Annotated in this window: 12 protein-coding genes; 7 read left to right on the top strand and 5 right to left on the bottom strand. The window is 35.5% G+C overall.

The genetic code is table 11. From position 1 onward, the window contains the following. Positions 1–23: 23 nt before the first annotated feature. Entirely contained in the window at positions 24–182 is a 159-nt protein-coding gene (locus tag A6J68_RS08885) for a hypothetical protein (protein WP_000502594.1), read from the top strand. Between the two features lie 92 nt (positions 183–274). On the opposite strand, the gene A6J68_RS08880 is transcribed toward A6J68_RS08885, so the two are convergent. The 3 genes from A6J68_RS08880 to A6J68_RS08870 all read right to left on the bottom strand — a co-directional run bounded on the left by A6J68_RS08880 (position 275) and on the right by A6J68_RS08870 (position 3698). Then, positions 275–625, bottom strand: coding sequence for a hypothetical protein (locus A6J68_RS08880; RefSeq protein ID WP_000656279.1), 351 nt, complete (start codon positions 623–625; stop codon positions 275–277). A gap of 149 nt (positions 626–774) precedes the next feature. Beyond that, on the bottom strand, positions 775–1515 hold the full coding sequence (locus tag A6J68_RS08875; RefSeq protein ID WP_000818887.1) for an amino acid ABC transporter ATP-binding protein: 741 nt from the start codon (positions 1513–1515) through the stop codon (positions 775–777). Further along, on the bottom strand, positions 1515–3698 hold the full coding sequence (locus A6J68_RS08870; protein ID WP_000681010.1) for an ABC transporter substrate-binding protein/permease: 2184 nt from the start codon (positions 3696–3698) through the stop codon (positions 1515–1517). The genes A6J68_RS08875 and A6J68_RS08870 overlap by 1 nt, the downstream gene beginning before the upstream one ends. Before the next feature lie 182 nt (positions 3699–3880). On the opposite strand from A6J68_RS08870, the gene A6J68_RS08865 reads away from it, so the two are divergent. The 6 genes from A6J68_RS08865 (at position 3881) to A6J68_RS08845 (ending at position 13095) form a co-directional block, all read left to right on the top strand. Beyond that, a complete protein-coding gene (locus tag A6J68_RS08865) occupies positions 3881–4801 on the top strand; it encodes a CPBP family intramembrane glutamic endopeptidase (RefSeq protein ID WP_001042316.1) in 921 nt (306 codons plus the stop codon). Between the two features lie 60 nt (positions 4802–4861). Further along, positions 4862–6853: an excinuclease ABC subunit UvrB gene (gene uvrB / locus A6J68_RS08860; RefSeq protein WP_000567070.1), complete on the top strand. Its 1992-nt coding sequence runs from the start codon at positions 4862–4864 to the stop codon at positions 6851–6853. A gap of 242 nt (positions 6854–7095) precedes the next feature. After that, on the top strand, positions 7096–11253 hold the full coding sequence (locus A6J68_RS08855) for a S8 family serine peptidase (RefSeq protein WP_000822655.1): 4158 nt from the start codon (positions 7096–7098) through the stop codon (positions 11251–11253). A 105-nt stretch (positions 11254–11358) separates the two neighbouring features. Beyond that, complete coding sequence (locus A6J68_RS11695; RefSeq protein ID WP_263969670.1) at positions 11359–12369, top strand: peptidase; 1011 nt, start codon at positions 11359–11361, stop codon at positions 12367–12369. Then, entirely contained in the window at positions 12345–12419 is a 75-nt protein-coding gene (locus tag A6J68_RS11765; RefSeq protein ID WP_413081255.1) for a hypothetical protein, read from the top strand. Before A6J68_RS11695 ends, A6J68_RS11765 begins: the two co-directional genes overlap by 25 nt. A 151-nt stretch (positions 12420–12570) precedes the next feature. Further along, positions 12571–13095, top strand: coding sequence for an 8-oxo-dGTP diphosphatase (locus tag A6J68_RS08845; RefSeq protein ID WP_000091523.1), 525 nt, complete (start codon positions 12571–12573; stop codon positions 13093–13095). Here the strand turns inward: A6J68_RS08845 and A6J68_RS08840 are convergent. Beyond that, positions 13088–14433 (bottom strand): IS3-like element IS861 family transposase gene (locus tag A6J68_RS08840; protein ID WP_370657101.1). Its coding sequence is split into 2 segments (ribosomal slippage): positions 13088–13977 and positions 13977–14433, totalling 1347 coding nucleotides; the frame shifts between segments, so codons are not numbered across the junction. The genes A6J68_RS08845 and A6J68_RS08840 overlap by 8 nt on opposite strands. Before the next feature lie 82 nt (positions 14434–14515). Then, positions 14516–15988, bottom strand: coding sequence for a peptide MFS transporter (locus A6J68_RS08830; protein WP_000416073.1), 1473 nt, complete (start codon positions 15986–15988; stop codon positions 14516–14518). Positions 15989–16201: the final 213 nt, after the last annotated feature.

The following is a 16201-nucleotide window of genomic DNA, read 5'->3' as shown; positions in this document are numbered from 1 at the left end:
CAGTACTTGATTGGAGGTTTTTTATGGGAGATAAACCGATATCATTTCGTGATAAAGATGGGAACTTTGTTTCAGCGGCCGATGTCTGGAATGCTGAAAAATTAGAAGAACTCTTTAACACATTAAATCCTAATCGTAAACTTCGTTTAGAACGCGAAAAATTAGCAAAAGAAAAAGGATAGTTAAGTAACTATCCTTTTTAGTTATTTTGGGTATGAAAAAAGACTCTAAAACATAATTGATAGAGTGTTAAGGTACAGATTACTTTATTATTTTAAACGTTTTTGAGCTTTTTGATATACTGAAGAGCATTTTTTACAATGGTTGGAGTATAAGTAATAAATTTATAAGCAAAATAAAAAGCACAAACTAAAGTTATAAAAAATAGTAAGTAAATAATAGGGTTTTGCGTTAAGAATCCTTGAAAAAGAAGTACAAGGTTAAGAATTACGGTAGAGATACTTAAGATAAAAATAACTAGATAAGCAATAATAGTTGTCCAAAACCTTAAATGGATGTTACTCACCTTTTCCCATTTAATATCTAAAAAGTCATCTATAAAGTTGACATGATAAGTCATATGTTCTTTAATAAAGTGCAATATTCTGTTAATATAGTCTTTCATACTGCTATATTATCATACTGAAAGCCCTTGTGCAACATTATTCAAACATTCTAGCTGATGTTTTGCTAATTTTAGAAGAAAACTTATCCTATTATAATTTGTTTGTGATCAGGATATAAAAAAAGATGACACGAAGTCATCTTTTTTTATTAAACGTTTAAAACTTTATTAAGGAAGTCTTGGAGACGTGGGTGTTGAGGTGTATCAAAGATTTGCTCAGGTGTCCCATCTTCGAGGAAACGACCACCATCTGTAAAGATAACACGATTGGCAACTTGACGAGCAAATCCCATTTCGTGTGTCACAATTAACATAGTCATACCTTGTTCAGCTAAATCTTTCATAACATTGAGAACATCTCCAACCATTTCTGGATCAAGTGCAGAAGTTGGTTCGTCAAAAAGTAAGATATCTGGATTCATCGCTAAGCTTCTTGCGATAGCTACACGTTGTTTTTGTCCTCCAGATAAACTATCTGGTTTGGCATTAGCTTTATCGGCTAAACCAACTTTTTCAAGTAATTCCATCCCATGCTTTTCAGCTGCTTCTTTAGATTCTTTACCAAGTTCTATAGGAGCAAAAGTGATGTTTTCAAGAACTGACATATGTGGAAAAAGATTGAAGTGTTGAAATACCATTCCGATATTTTCACGTGCTTTGTCTATGTCTGTTTTTGGATTTGATAACTCAAAGCCGTCCACAACAACTTTTCCACTTGTGATTGATTCAAGTAAGTTCAATGTGCGAAGGAAAGTTGATTTTCCTGAACCAGAAGGTCCAATAATACAAACAACATCACCTTCATAAAATTTAGCATCAATACCTTTTAAAACTTCATTTTGCCCATACGACTTGTGTAAATCTTGGACATCAATTTTTAATTCTGCCATTATTTAAGCCTCTTTTCTAAACGTTTTGCTAGACGGGTGAGAAGGGTAATGATTACAAGATACATAATTGCAAGGATAGCATACATACGGAATGATTGATAGTTACGTGCAATTATGATTTTACCAGTTTGGAAGAGTTCCACAAGTCCGATTGCTGATACAATTGTTGTATCCTTTAATGAGATGACAAATTGGTTGATAAAGTTTGGTAACATAAGGCGTACTGCTTGAGGTAAGATAACCTTTTGCATAGTTTTGCCGTAAGAAATACCTAAGCTGCGACTTGCTTCCATTTGACCAGAAGGAACAGCTTCAATACCACCACGTACAATTTCAGCAATGTACGCACCACCATTTAAAGAAAGAGCGATAGTAGCAGCAACGAAGTCATTAATTGGACTTTGGTGACCTGTGATGCTTTCGATTAAATTAGGAATACCCCAGAAAATAAAAGCGGCCACAATCATGAGTGGAATACCACGGACAATATCAACAAAAATCATTGAAATTGTGCGGAGAGTATTACTTGGTGATACGCTCATCATACCAAAGATAATACCAATAACCATAGCAATCGCAAACGAGATAAGAGTTAAACTTAAAGTAGTTCCAATACCAGATAGCAATTGTTTGTAGTTATTAGAAATTAACCCTAAAATAGTTGATTCATCTACAGGTTTAGCAGCTTTATCGTTTGAAGAAGTGCTGGCTGTGGAAAGGTATTTTTTAACAAGTTTATCGTACTCACCCGATTTTTTGAGTGAAGCAAGACCGTTGTTAAACATTTTAATTAATTCTGGATTTGCCCCTTTTTTCACTGCAAATCCGATATCGCCTGATTTTTCACCTTTGATAGGTGTTTCAAATTTACGACCTTGATTAATAGCGTAAGCAAGAACGGCTTCGTCATCCATTAGAGCATCAATTGAACCTGAGTTCATACTATCATACATTGTAGATGCTTCATCAAATGCTTTAACATGATAGTTGTACTTATCTGCGTGGTCTGATAACCAAGTATATGAGGCAGTACCATTTTTAGCACCAACTGTTTTTCCTTTTAAATCTTGGTATGATTTGACATTGCTTCCTTTTTTAACCGCTAAGATAACGCTAGATGTGTAATAAGGATCAGAAAAATCAAAGATTTTTTGGCGTGCTTCTGTGATTGTGGCTCCTGCAATAACACCGTCAGCTTGCCCAGATTGGACAGCATTTAAAGCGGCATCAAAACCTGGATTTGAGATATCAAGTTTAAAACCTTGCTGTTTAGCAATTTTCGTGATTAATTCCATATCAAAACCAGTATATTTCCCTTTACCGTTTTGATATTCGAATGGTGCGAATGAAGAATCAGAAACAATTTTATAACTTGGCTTTACAGGAGTTGCTTTTTCATTGGCATTACCTGTTGCTTTGCCGCTTGTTTTTGTAGCGTCTTTTCCAAGCCATTTATCCATGATGTCATTATAAGTGCCATCTGATTTCATTTGTGCAAAAGCTGTGTTAAATTCTTTAATTAGATTATCGTGTCCACTACCTTTTTTGACAGCAAATGCAAAGCTACCAACTGCTTCGCCTTCCATGTTAATGGCGTAAGCTTTTCCTTGATTTATCGCAAATTGCACAACTGGTTGATCGTCCATAGCGGCGTAAATAGAACCAGAATCAAGGCTGTTATTCATTAGGTCGCTTGTATCAAATGTTTTAACTTTATAGCCGTATTTAGATTTATTTTCTTCTAAGAAGCTTTGAGCAGCTGTTCCATTTTTTACACCGACTACTTTTCCTTTTAGTTGTTTGTAGTTTGTGACTTTATTATTATTTTTAGTATAAAGAATAACGGAAGTATCGTAATAAGTATCTGAGAAATTAAAGACTTTTTTACGTGCTTCAGTAACAGTAGTTCCGGCCATTAGCGCATCTGCCTGTCCAGATTGAACAGCGTTAACTGCGGCATCAAAACCTGGATACGTCATGTTAACATTCCAGCCAGCACGCTTAGCGACTTCGTTAACGATGTCAACATCGATTCCTTTATAAGTTTGATCAGAATCTTTAAATTCGAATGGAGCGTATGCTGTATCAGAAACAATATTCACAGTCTCTGCACTGACCTTTCCACCAAACACAAAGAATATTGAGAGTAAAGCAAGCGTAAAAGCTTTTAACTTGTGCTTCATGTAAATCTCCTTTTTATAAATATGTGTTTTATTATATCAAAATAAATAAGATAGAGCAACAAAATGTCATTTCTATGTTAGAAAACGTAACATGTATGTTATGTTAATTTTATATATATCTTTAGTTAGTATTATGATATAATTGTTCTAGTGTCATCACACAAAAAGGATTTAGGATTATTATGAATAAAAGGATTTTAAATAGTCAGTTCGCTGTCTATAAAAACTGGCCGTCATGGCTATTATTGTTATTTGCTTGTTTTATGGTATACCTATTTTTTTTCGTCGGTCTAACTCTAGGTGGTGTGGGAATTGTTCTAGTGTCTTCTGTACTCTATAAGTTTTCTTCCTATACTTTTTTTGAGTTTATTAATTTATTTAATAATATCTATGGAGAATTAGGAACCTTTAGTTTTTCAGCATTCCTTTTGCTTATCTGGGTAAAATTCGTAGAAAAAAGACCTTTTTCAGAATTGGGTTTTTCTACAAAGTTTAAAAGAACTCTGTGGTCACTTATAAAAGGCTGGAGTATAGGTTTTATTCTATTTTCAATTTCTGTCATCACTGCTTATATATTGGGAGGACTTGACTTTCATAGCTATGATGTTTCTAAGGCAACGATTTTCTATGTTGTAACTCTCCTTCCTTTTTGGCTTATTCAAAGCGGTACGGAAGAATTGCTAACACGAGGGTGGCTTCTTCCTCTAATTAATCATCGTTTTCATTTAGCTGTTGCCATAGGGGTCTCATCCACTTTATTTGGCATTTTGCACTTGGTAAATGCCCATGTCACTTTTCTTTCTATTGTAAGTATTATATGTTCGGGAGTTTTAATGTCCTTGTATATGATTAAAAGTGGTAATATTTGGAGCGTTGCAGCCTTACATGGAGCTTGGAATTTTAGCCAAGGTAATCTCTATGGTATTGCAGTAAGTGGTCAGAAAGCAGGAGCATCTCTTTTGCATTTTACCGTTAAAGAAAACGCACCGGACTGGATATCAGGTGGTGCATTCGGAATAGAAGGAAGTTTGATTTCTATTTTTGTTCTCTTAGCTGCAATTATATACCTTCTATGGCTAATTAAGACTGAAGAAACAGATTGAGTGTTGCAGCTCAGTCTTTTTCTTTTTTCTATGTTAAAATAAAGTAATCGAGGTAAAGAAATGATAGATAGAAAAGATACTAACCGATTTAAATTAGTTTCCAAATATAGTCCTTCAGGAGATCAACCTCAAGCTATTGAAACGTTGGTTGACAATATTGAAGGAGGAGAAAAAGCTCAGATTTTAAAAGGTGCTACTGGTACTGGTAAAACCTACACAATGAGCCAAGTTATCGCCCAAGTTAACAAGCCAACCTTGGTGATTGCACATAATAAAACCCTAGCAGGTCAACTTTATGGAGAGTTTAAAGAATTTTTTCCTGACAATGCCGTAGAGTACTTTGTTTCATATTATGATTATTATCAACCAGAAGCTTATGTGCCTTCTTCGGATACTTATATTGAAAAAGATAGCTCAGTCAATGACGAAATTGACAAATTACGTCACTCAGCGACTTCTTCGTTATTAGAAAGAAATGACGTTATTGTTGTAGCATCTGTTTCTTGTATTTACGGTTTAGGTTCTCCTAAAGAGTATGCAGACAGTGTTGTTAGCCTTAGGCCAGGTCAAGAAATTTCACGTGATCAGTTATTGAACAATCTCGTTGATATTCAATTTGAGCGTAACGATATTGATTTTCAACGTGGAAAATTTCGCGTTCGTGGCGATGTTGTAGAATTTTTTCCTGCGAGTCGTGATGAGCATGCCTTTCGAATTGAATTTTTTGGTGATGAAATTGATCGTATAAGAGAAATAGAATCGTTAACAGGGCGTGTGCTAGGAGAAGTGGAACATTTAGCTATTTTCCCAGCAACACACTTTATGACAAATGATGAACATATGGAAGAAGCTATTTCAAAAATACAAGCTGAAATGGAAAATCAAGTAGAACTTTTTGAAAAAGAAGGGAAATTGATTGAAGCGCAACGTATTCGACAAAGGACAGAATATGATATTGAAATGCTTCGTGAAATGGGATATACAAATGGTGTTGAGAACTACTCACGTCACATGGATGGTAGAAGTGAAGGTGAGCCACCTTTTACTTTGTTAGATTTCTTCCCAGAAGATTTTTTGATTATGATTGATGAGAGTCACATGACAATGGGGCAAATCAAAGGGATGTATAATGGAGACCGTTCGCGTAAAGAAATGTTGGTTAATTACGGTTTTCGTTTACCATCTGCCTTAGATAACCGTCCACTTCGTCGTGAAGAATTCGAAAGCCATGTCCATCAAATTGTCTATGTATCTGCAACGCCAGGAGACTATGAAATGGAGCAAACAGATACAGTTGTTGAGCAAATTATCCGGCCAACAGGACTTCTTGATCCAGAAGTTGAAGTTAGACCAAGTATGGGGCAGATGGATGACTTGCTTGGTGAAATCAATTTGAGGACTGAAAAAGGTGAGCGTACCTTTATTACAACATTGACAAAGCGTATGGCAGAAGACTTAACAGATTATCTCAAAGAAATGGGAGTTAAAGTTAAGTATATGCACAGCGATATTAAAACCTTAGAACGTACAGAGATTATTCGTGATCTACGACTTGGTGTGTTTGATGTTTTAATTGGTATTAATCTCTTACGTGAAGGAATAGATGTTCCTGAAGTTTCCCTTGTTGCAATCTTAGATGCTGATAAGGAAGGTTTCCTTCGTAATGAGCGTGGTCTTATCCAAACAATCGGACGTGCAGCACGTAACAGTAATGGTCATGTTATTATGTATGCTGATAAAATAACAGATTCTATGCAAAGAGCTATGGATGAGACCGCTCGCCGTCGTCGTTTACAAATGGATTATAATGAAAAGCATGGAATTGTGCCACAAACAATAAAAAAAGAAATCCGTGATTTAATTGCTATTACTAAAAGTAATGATAGCGATAAGCCTGAAAAAGTTGTCGATTACAGTAGTTTATCTAAAAAAGAAAGGCAAGCTAAAATTAAAGCTCTTCAAAAGCAAATGCAAGATGCAGCTGAATTATTGGACTTTGAGCTAGCTGCACAAATCCGAGATGTTATCTTAGAACTAAAAGCAATCGATTAAACTTATCTCTCATCTGGTTCTCTCTTTAGGAGATAGCAGAAGGTTATAGATTATTAAATAAGCTGACTCTAGCAGGTAGAGTTAGCTTTTTAGTTTGGTTAAAAAGAACTAATCTAAATAAGATAAAAATTCTTAAAAAATACTCATTAATTAGCAAATAGATATTGACAACTCTATACAAAAGTGCTTAAATTAAGCTTGCTTAACAAATAAAATAATCTAACTTAAAAATGAGTGGAATTATGAAAAGAATTTCTTTAAAAACAACCGGTGTACTGATTGCGTTTTTAGCTGTAAATGCGGTAGCGACCTCTGTAGTGGTAGATGCAGACACAGTAGTCCCTCATACTAGTGCGAATACTAGTCAGCTTTTAGAAAAAAACACAACTATCAAGCCTTCCGAAGTTAAACAGTCACGTACTGAAAGTAATGCAGTAACCCCTCCAACAATAGCCTCGAGTAACTCACAAAAGCTTGAGAATAAATCATCTGTAGATTCAAATATACTAAAGAGTGAACAACCTGCACATAAAGTTGCTGGTGTTAAACAAGTCGTTCAAGAACAAACGAAAAATCAAAAAGATGAAACCTCTTTACAGGCTAAAAAGCAAGTACAATCAAGTGAAAAGTTATTAAATACTTCATCACAACCTTCAAGTGAGGAAAACAAAAACACTAATAAGCCTAATAAGGCTAATGAAGTGGATATGAAAAATGTCGTGAATAATGCTTCGACGAAGCCAACTCCCCCATCTGATTCTAAAGTGTATAAGCGCGTTATTGTAACATTTGATCAAGTAAATAAGGAAAAAGTAGATGAAGCCCTTAAAGCAATTCCGGGCACTCGTATTAAGTTAACTTATAGTAGCCTTTTTAATGGCTATTCATTAGCAGTAGATGAAAAAGAAATTGAAAAAATTGGTAAGATTAAAGAGATAAAACATATTGAAGCAGTTCAAGTATTAAAACCTCAAATGTTTACTGCTAACCAATGGACACATGTCTTAGCTGCACGTTTAAAAGCTAAACAAAATAGTAAAGTTGACGGTAGAGGGCTACTTATTGCGACTATTGATAGTGGTGTAGATATCCATCATCCTGCCATGCGATTGGATGAGAATGATCCAGATGTGATGGCAAAGCGTCGTATTAAAGATATTAAGGCTCCTTATACAAATAAAGTTCCTTTTGCATACAATTATCAACGAGGCGATAATTTAGAATTGAAAGACGACGTTCAGCGCCCTCATGGTATGCATTTAGCAGGTATCTTAGCGGGAAATGCAAAGGATGGTTTTAAAGGAGTTGCCCCTAATGCACAGTTATTAGTGTACAAAATTTCAACAAATAGAGAAGATCCATCTGCAGAGTGGACCGGCTCTGATGCAGTCTTCCATGCAATGGAAGATGCCGCTAAAAGAGGGGCAGACGTTATTAGTTTAAGCTTTGGATATTTGGGAACAGGACGTCCAGGTGAACTTTGGTATGAGACAATTAAGAAGGTGACTGACAAGGGTGTTATCGTAGTAGCAGCAATGGGAAACTATGGTAATTCGGCTTCATCTACTACCTACGATAATGTCGTTGACAACTCTTTGGGAACAAAAGATACTGCTGCTATGGTGTCTGTTGCAGCTGTTGATAAGGTTATTGGAGTTGGTTCAGTTCAAAATAGTGCTCTTCTTTTAGATGTTTTGAAAGTTGGAAATCTTAAATTAGGATATGCAGAACTGGGACATAAAAGTCAAACAATATTAAAAATGCTCAAAAATAAAACATTTGATCTAGTCTATGTTGGTAAAGGCCAGTTGAAAAAAGATATCTCAGAAGAGGACCTTAAAAGTTATACTGGAAAAGTTATCGTCGTTGAGCGTGGAGGAGAGGGCGTTAAAGATAAGCTAAAACGTTTTATCGGAATTGCTAAAGGGGTTATTATGATAAATGAACCTGCTTATTATAGTTCTGGGAATTTTGATACTCACCCCATGTTTGATTATCACTATGATATACCAGAAGGTAAATGGGCTATTAGTCTATCAAAAAAAGATGGTGATCAGTTGATTGACTACATCAAGAAAAACAAAACTGCTAAATTAGAATTTTTACCTAAAGAAACCTTTGTTCGCCGTCCAAATCCTACAATTTCAGGCTTTTCTAGTTGGGGAGTGACACCAGATTTGCATTTGAAGCCAGATGTAGTTGCTCCAGGAGAAGATATTTATTCTACTTTTAACGACGGTACCTATGGGTACATGTCTGGAACTTCAATGGCTACCCCTCAAGTAGCTGCCATTAGTGCATTAGTAAAAAGTAAAGTAGCTGAAATAATGGCATTAAAACTTCCAATGTTAGCTGGTTTGACAAACGTTGATTTGACAAAGATTGTCTTGATGAATACAAGTCAACCTTTGAAAGATACTCTAAATAAAGCTTTAGAAATTTCACCACGACGTCAAGGTGCAGGTATGGTTAACTTAGAAAAAGCTTTAGCTAACGATGTTCTTGTTTTTGGTGATAAAACAGGATCATTCTCTATAAAAGAGATTAAGAACCATAAAAGATTTACCTTGAAATTGGTCAATACAGGACAAAAACGTCGTAACTTTAGTATTGAACCAGGAGCGATTTTAACAACTAAAATTGTTGATAAAGTGACTAATCAGGGGTATGAAAATGTCGTTTTAAAGGCAGTTCACGCTAAAGTAATAGAGGGAGCAACTTTACAAATGGGTAAAGTTATCTCACTAGCACCGCAATCAGCCATAGAGCTTGATATAGATCTTGAGATAAAAAAACCTATACAAGATTTTGCTGAAGGGTATTTGTATTTCAAAACTTTAGATAAAGATGGACAAGATATCTCAGCTCCTTACATGGGCTTCTCAGGAACATGGGATTTAGAACCAATTTTTGACGCACCTATGTGGGATAGTCGTTCTAAAAATAAATTAACGACCTTGATGCAAGCAACTTTGGTTGGACACGGAACTAACAAATTTTATGAAATCGGACAAGAAATAGGTAGTAAAAAGGTCAATCCATCCCTATTTACTATGTCTAATGTGCGTGTAGCTCCCGATAAAGTTGTGCGTGTAGCACCTCGATTTTCTTTATTACGCTCAGCATCAGATTTTGACCTCTCTATTGTATCAGAAGCAAAAGACGATTCACCAATACTTCGTCGTATAACAGTGAAACATTTCGTGGAGAAATATTACAAATCAAGAAATGAGGAAGAAGACTCATATTATGATGCTTTGAGAACGACAGAATCATCGCTAGTTTGGGATGGAAAGTTTTATGATCCTAAGACTGGTGATTTTAAAGCTGCAAAGCCAGGCTTATATTACTTTAAGTTACGTGCACGTTCAAATCCTACAGATCCTTATCAAGTCCAATACCTTCCAATTTTAATAGATAATGAAAGACCAACTTTTTCTCTTAAAAAAGTTAATAACGGCTTTGATATTTTAACCCATGATAATCATCGTGTTAAAGAAGTAATTGTTCGTAATAAAGAGACACAAAAGCCTATCACAGTTAAAAAAATTGCCGAAAATCACTATCATATTGATGAGTTAACGTTAAGAGAATCTGATCTGGATATAAAAGTTGCAGACTATGCTGGGAATTCAAACAAGGAAATTGCTTTATCAGAATCAGAAGAAGTATCAGAGAAATCTTACTCTAGTGAGGAAGATAATACATTACAACCACAGTCACTGTCTCATCGCAATATGAAAGCTCAAGCAACCAGTTCAGATGATGACGATATCTGGGATGATAACGATGATGACCTTAACGAAGAAAAAGATTTTGATTTTGAAGAAAATATTTCTGATATCGAGGATGGTTTATTATTAACTCGAGAAACGGTATATTCAATTCGAACTGTAAATAAAATTCGAAATGTTGAAAATGAAAGCTTGGAGCATAGTGTTTCTCTCTTATTAAAAGATGGCTATCGTGCAGAAATAAGAGTTGTTAACCTTCATGAGAACGCTAAAGATCCAAAACATTCCGACCCATATCGTACAGTATCCAACCCTATTTATATGTATGGTGATGACTCTGACACATTTAAAACCACATGGGTCAAATTTATGTCTGGGAATAACATCATGAATTTGAAGGTTTATAATAAGAATGATAAATTGGTATTTAGTCGTGGCTATCATATTACCGTTGATGTACAACCTCCAAAATTAGAACTGGACAAGACTAACATAGAAGAAGCTGCTGACAAAGATAACTTTATCACTGGTCAAATCTATGCTCAAAATGGAGAAATTGAAATCAAAGGGCACGTTTCTGATAATGTAAAAGGTTGGGGTCTTTCTATTAATGGTGATAGCGTCGATGTTAAATATTCAAGTGGTGAATTTATCAGTAATAGATGAGCATTTACTCATAAGATAAAAGCAGCAGCAGGAGATATTGTTACGATTTCAGCGGTAGATACATCAGGTAATACCGTTTCTGAACATTATAAGGTAGTTAATGATGTGGATACACCGAAGTTAACTATTAATGAAGCAGATTTATTATCCGGAAAAGTCAAAGTGGTTATAGCTAAAGCAGAAGATAATCACCTTAAAAATTTAATGATAACTGTTAATGGCAAGCCCTACACAGAAGGACAAAGTATTGACTCTTACCAATTAAAAGGTTTCGAAGGGCGTTACGTCATCAAAGTATCAGCAGTTGATAAATCAGGTAAAGTCACTGAAAAAATTATAACAATCGGCAACTTCCCTGAATTATCAGCAAGTTTACGCAAAACCTCTTTCCAAATGCAAGATCTTACCTCTATCGATAATTTATTATCCCTAGCCCACAATCAGACTGCGGAATTGATTAAGCCAGTCCAACTCATGGACAAAAAAGTGAGCTTTACGGCAAAAATATCTGACCCCCTTGGTCGTTCTGTGGTTAGAGAGTTTGAAGCATTATTATCAACTTCAAACCTTAAAGTAGATTCAAAACTAAAACCACATTTGAAAAAACAAACTCTCCTTTTAACAGATCCAAAAGGAATTACGGACCTTTTCGACTTGGATAAGGATAGCTCTATTTTATTGACAGAAATAGTCGATAATAAAGTGGGAAATCATACTATAAAGGGTTTGATATTTAAAAATGGTGCATATAACCATTTCGAAACAAGTATACAAATTGTAAAAACAATGGAAGAAATCAACTCTGACAGACGTTTGAAAAATGATCATAAAAGCTCTGACGACACAAAACTAAAAAAAGAAACAGAGTCGTTAAAAGGGCATAAGGTTGATCCAGCAGTTCATGGTGAATTTAAAGAAATATCTAAACATCAAATGGATAAACCACAAGTGATAGCTGTAGGCATGAAAGGGAGTACAAAGACACCCCATTTGTTCATAGTCAAATGGAAGCGAAGAAAACAACTAAGATTCCAATGTCTAGAGCGGCAAAACATGAATTGCCAAGGACAAGTGATGACAATAATAATTTACTGGCTAAAGGAATTGCACTCATAGTAATTGTACTTGGTTTACTAGGCCTTAAAAAAGCTTCAAAGAAATATTGATTTTGATTAAATTAGTTTTCTAATTTATTAAGCTAAAATTCCTTTGGATAAATTATTAAGGGAGTTTTAACTTAATCTATTATTTTGTAGAAAAATTGATAAATAAATGGTATTGTAACTCTATCACTAAATTTATATACTAGAGGAAATAATGTCACGCAGTCAAAAAGTTATTTTAACTAATATGTGTCTTATTGAAGATAATAAAGGACGTATTGTGATGCAAATCCGTGATCCTAAACGTTATTCTTGGTCAGGAGCTGCTCTACCAGGCGGCCATATTGAAGAAGGAGAAAGCTTGTATGATGCTCTCGTTCGAGAAGTTCGCGAGGAGACAGGTTTAACAATAAGTAATCCCAAATTAGTTGGTATGAAGCATTGGTACACAGATGAAGGCATCCGTTATTTGGTATTCCTTTATAAAACATATGATTTTTCAGGTGAATTACAATCGTCAGATGAAGGTGATGTTATATGGATTGAACGTTCACAACTTGATAAGATTGAACTAGCATATGATATGCTTAACCTTTTGAGAGTATTTGACGAAGATGACATCTCAGAGATGTTTTATAGTAAGCGACTTGAAGATGGTTTTATAAGAAAAATTTTATTAAACAAAAAAGAACTAGGAATTGTACTGACCCCCAAAAGTTGGACAATTTATTTTAAGTGAAGGATTTAGTTCTGTATTGCACAGGACTAAGTCCTTTTAGTTTTGCTTTGATTCGCTTGTTGTTGTAGTAAAAAATGTAATCTGTGATAGCTTGCTCAAGGTCATCAAGTGATTTGTAAGACTTCTCCAAGCCATAGAACATCTCAGATTTTAGAATCCCAAAGAAAGATTCCATCATACCGTTGTCAGGACTGTTCCCCTTCCGTGACATAGAAGGACGAATGCCTTTGTCCTCCAGAAATTGATGGTAGGACTTGTGCTGGTACTGCCAGCCTTGGTCGCTGTGGAGAATGGTTTCGCTGTATGAAGCCGCAGGAAAAGCCCTCTCAAGCATGGTTTGAACCTGTTTCAAGGCAGGAGACCGAGACAGGGTAAAATCAATTATCTCACTGTTATAGCCATCAAGAACAGGCGATAGATAAAGTTTCCCTTCAGGTAAAGCAAACTCCGTCACATCGGTATAGCACTTCTCATAGGGCTTCGACCCCTCAAACTGGCGTTGAATCAGGTTATCAGCCTTCTTACCAACCTCACCTTTGTAAGAGGCATACTTGCGCTTACGACGAATACGAGCAGTCAAGCCCATACTTTTCATCAAGCCTTGCACCCTTTTGTGGTTGATGACAAAGCCACGATTTCGCAGTTCTAAATAAATCCGACGATAGCCATAGTTTCCTCTATGTTCATCATAAATGGATTGAATGTCAGATTTGATTGCTTTGTCTTTATCTGGTTTATTCAGTTTCTTTAGTTGATAATAGTAAGTTGCACGAGCTATCTTAGTTATCTCAAGTAAGAGGTCTAGTCGGAATCCTCCTGTGACCATTTCTCTAATTGTTTCTGCCGTTCGCTCTGTAAGGCTTCGTCCCTCAAGCGCAAATCCCTCAACTTTTTTAGAAAGGCATTCTCCGTTCTCAAGCGCTCATTTTCTTCCTGAAGTCGCTCGAGCTCTGTCATTTCTTCCCAAGTTTTCTTACGCTTACGTCCCATTTTACTCGGTCTCCCTCTTGTTTTCTCAACAATAGTATAACCATTTTTCTTAAATTGGGAAAGCCAATTTGTGAGTATAGAACAATTAGAGAGAGCATAATCAAGAGAAACAGAGAGTTGAGAACAACCATGAATCAAGACTTTATCTATCATTTCCTGCTTTAATTCAGGTGGATAATACTCATTTCTACCTTTTTCGACGATTTCTACACCATACCGATCCATGAGTTTTATCATGTATTTAAGATTCGAGATACGAACATCATATCGTTGACTAATCTGAGACCAGGACATCCCGATCTTTCTTAACTCGTATATTTCTAGTTTATCTTCATAACTTAATTTCATCAGAAAAGCACCCCAATCGTTAGATTTTTTGTCTAACTTTTGGGGTGCAGTTCAAATGTAACCTAGTTCTTTTTAGATGTCTTTATTTAACTCCAGACATTAGTTTTTCAATGCGTGGAACATAAAATAAGAGGATAAATCCAAATACAACTGTTATACCACCAACAACACCATAATAAAGAATTTGAGTATCAGGTGTGTACAATTTAACGATTTGAGCGTTAATAGCTTGTGCTGCAGCATTACTTAAGAACCAGATGCTCATCATTTGAGCTTGGAATGCTTTAGGTGCGAGCTTACTAGTTGCTGATAATCCAACTGGTGAGATTAGCATTTCCCCAACGATGACAATAGCCCAACTCATTGTTAACCAAAGAGGGCTTACTTTAGCGTTAACTCCAAAGAGTAAACCTGGTAGCATCATCCATAAGAATGAAGCTCCAGCAAAGAAAAGTCCATACGCAAATTTTTTAGGTGATGAAGGTTGCTTACTTCCCCATTTAGCCCATAACCAAGCAAAGAATGGTACATAAAGCATAATGAAGAGAGGGTTCATACTTTGGAAATAACTTGATGGGAAATTAATATGATGCCCAAAGAAGTTAAGGTAAAGTTTTGTTTGTTCATCTGCAAATAAGGCTAAGACAACTGAACCTTGTTCTTCAATTGACCAAAATAGAATTGAGGCGATAAAGAGAGGGATATATGCCCACACTCGAGAACGCTCAACAGAAGAAATCTTTTTACTACTTAAAATCTTGATAAAATAAATAATTGGGATGGCGATTGCAATAATACTAAAAATATCGATAATTACTTCAATTGTTAGCATATGCATCAAGTGAAGTAGAATAAGTACAATAACAATACCAATAAGGATAAGCCCAACTTTTTTATATAGAGAGGACTTTTCTTCAGGACTTAAAGGATCGTTTGGTCTGAGACTCTCTTCAGTCAAATATTTTTTTCCATCTAAGGTATATTGGAGGAGACCAAAGAACATACCAATAGCAGCAAGTGAGAAACCAAGATGGAAATTTACTTCTTGTCCGAGGTACCCCACTACAATGGGTGAAATAAAAGCACCAAGGTTAATACCAAAAACAAAGATACTAAAACCAGCATCACGACGAGAATCATTTTCTCCATATAAATTACCAACCATCTCTGATACATTTGGTTTTAATAGTCCAGTACCAAGGATAATTAGAGCAATCGAAATGAATAGAGCTGTTTGACCAAATGGTGTAGCTAGAGCAATATGACCTAGCATGATTAGAATACCACCATACAGAACAGTTTTACGACTACCTAGAATACGGTCGCTGACAAAACCACCAATTACTGATGAGAGATAAACCAGTGAACCATAGACAGCCATGATTGATGCAGCGACAGTCTTGTCCATACCAAGGCCACCTTGAGAAACACTATAGTACATATAGTACAGCAAAATAGCACGCATACCATAGTATGAGAATCTTTCCCACATTTCAGTAAAGAAAAGAGTGGACAAACCACGAGGATGTCCAAAGAATGATTTTGTTTTTTCCATGAAAAACGCTCCTTTTGTAGATAACACTATTAATAATATAGTAAATAGAAGCAACTGTCAAATTACTTAGCACTATCAAGTTATTTTTTTGTAGAGGTTAACACCCTTGGTAAACCAAGTTTTTTAACTATCTAGCTTAGAAAAAGGCTTGAATTCAATAGAACCCAAGCCTTTTTTAGAAAAGAAACCACAGTGAAATAAAAATGTCGTGTC

It is taken from the genome of Streptococcus sp. 'group B' (assembly GCF_002073795.1).
Taxonomy (GTDB): Bacteria; Bacillota; Bacilli; order Lactobacillales; family Streptococcaceae; genus Streptococcus; species Streptococcus agalactiae.
Note: the sequence above shows the minus strand (reverse complement) of the source record. Positions and strands in the feature narration are given on the sequence as shown.

Excerpts from the sequence above, each read along its gene's own strand:
- uvrB (WP_000567070.1), top strand. The coding sequence starts at position 4,862 with ATGATAGATAGAAAAGATACTAACCGATTTAAATTAGTTTCCAAATAT.
- A6J68_RS08830 (WP_000416073.1), bottom strand. The coding sequence starts at position 15,988 with ATGGAAAAAACAAAATCATTCTTTGGACATCCTCGTGGTTTGTCCACT.
- A6J68_RS08870 (WP_000681010.1), bottom strand. The coding sequence starts at position 3,698 with ATGAAGCACAAGTTAAAAGCTTTTACGCTTGCTTTACTCTCAATATTC.
- A6J68_RS08875 (WP_000818887.1), bottom strand. The coding sequence starts at position 1,515 with ATGGCAGAATTAAAAATTGATGTCCAAGATTTACACAAGTCGTATGGG.
- A6J68_RS08885 (WP_000502594.1), top strand. The coding sequence starts at position 24 with ATGGGAGATAAACCGATATCATTTCGTGATAAAGATGGGAACTTTGTT.
- A6J68_RS08880 (WP_000656279.1), bottom strand. The coding sequence starts at position 625 with ATGAAAGACTATATTAACAGAATATTGCACTTTATTAAAGAACATATG.
- A6J68_RS08845 (WP_000091523.1), top strand. The coding sequence starts at position 12,571 with ATGTCACGCAGTCAAAAAGTTATTTTAACTAATATGTGTCTTATTGAA.
- A6J68_RS08855 (WP_000822655.1), top strand. The coding sequence starts at position 7,096 with ATGAAAAGAATTTCTTTAAAAACAACCGGTGTACTGATTGCGTTTTTA.
- A6J68_RS08865 (WP_001042316.1), top strand. The coding sequence starts at position 3,881 with ATGAATAAAAGGATTTTAAATAGTCAGTTCGCTGTCTATAAAAACTGG.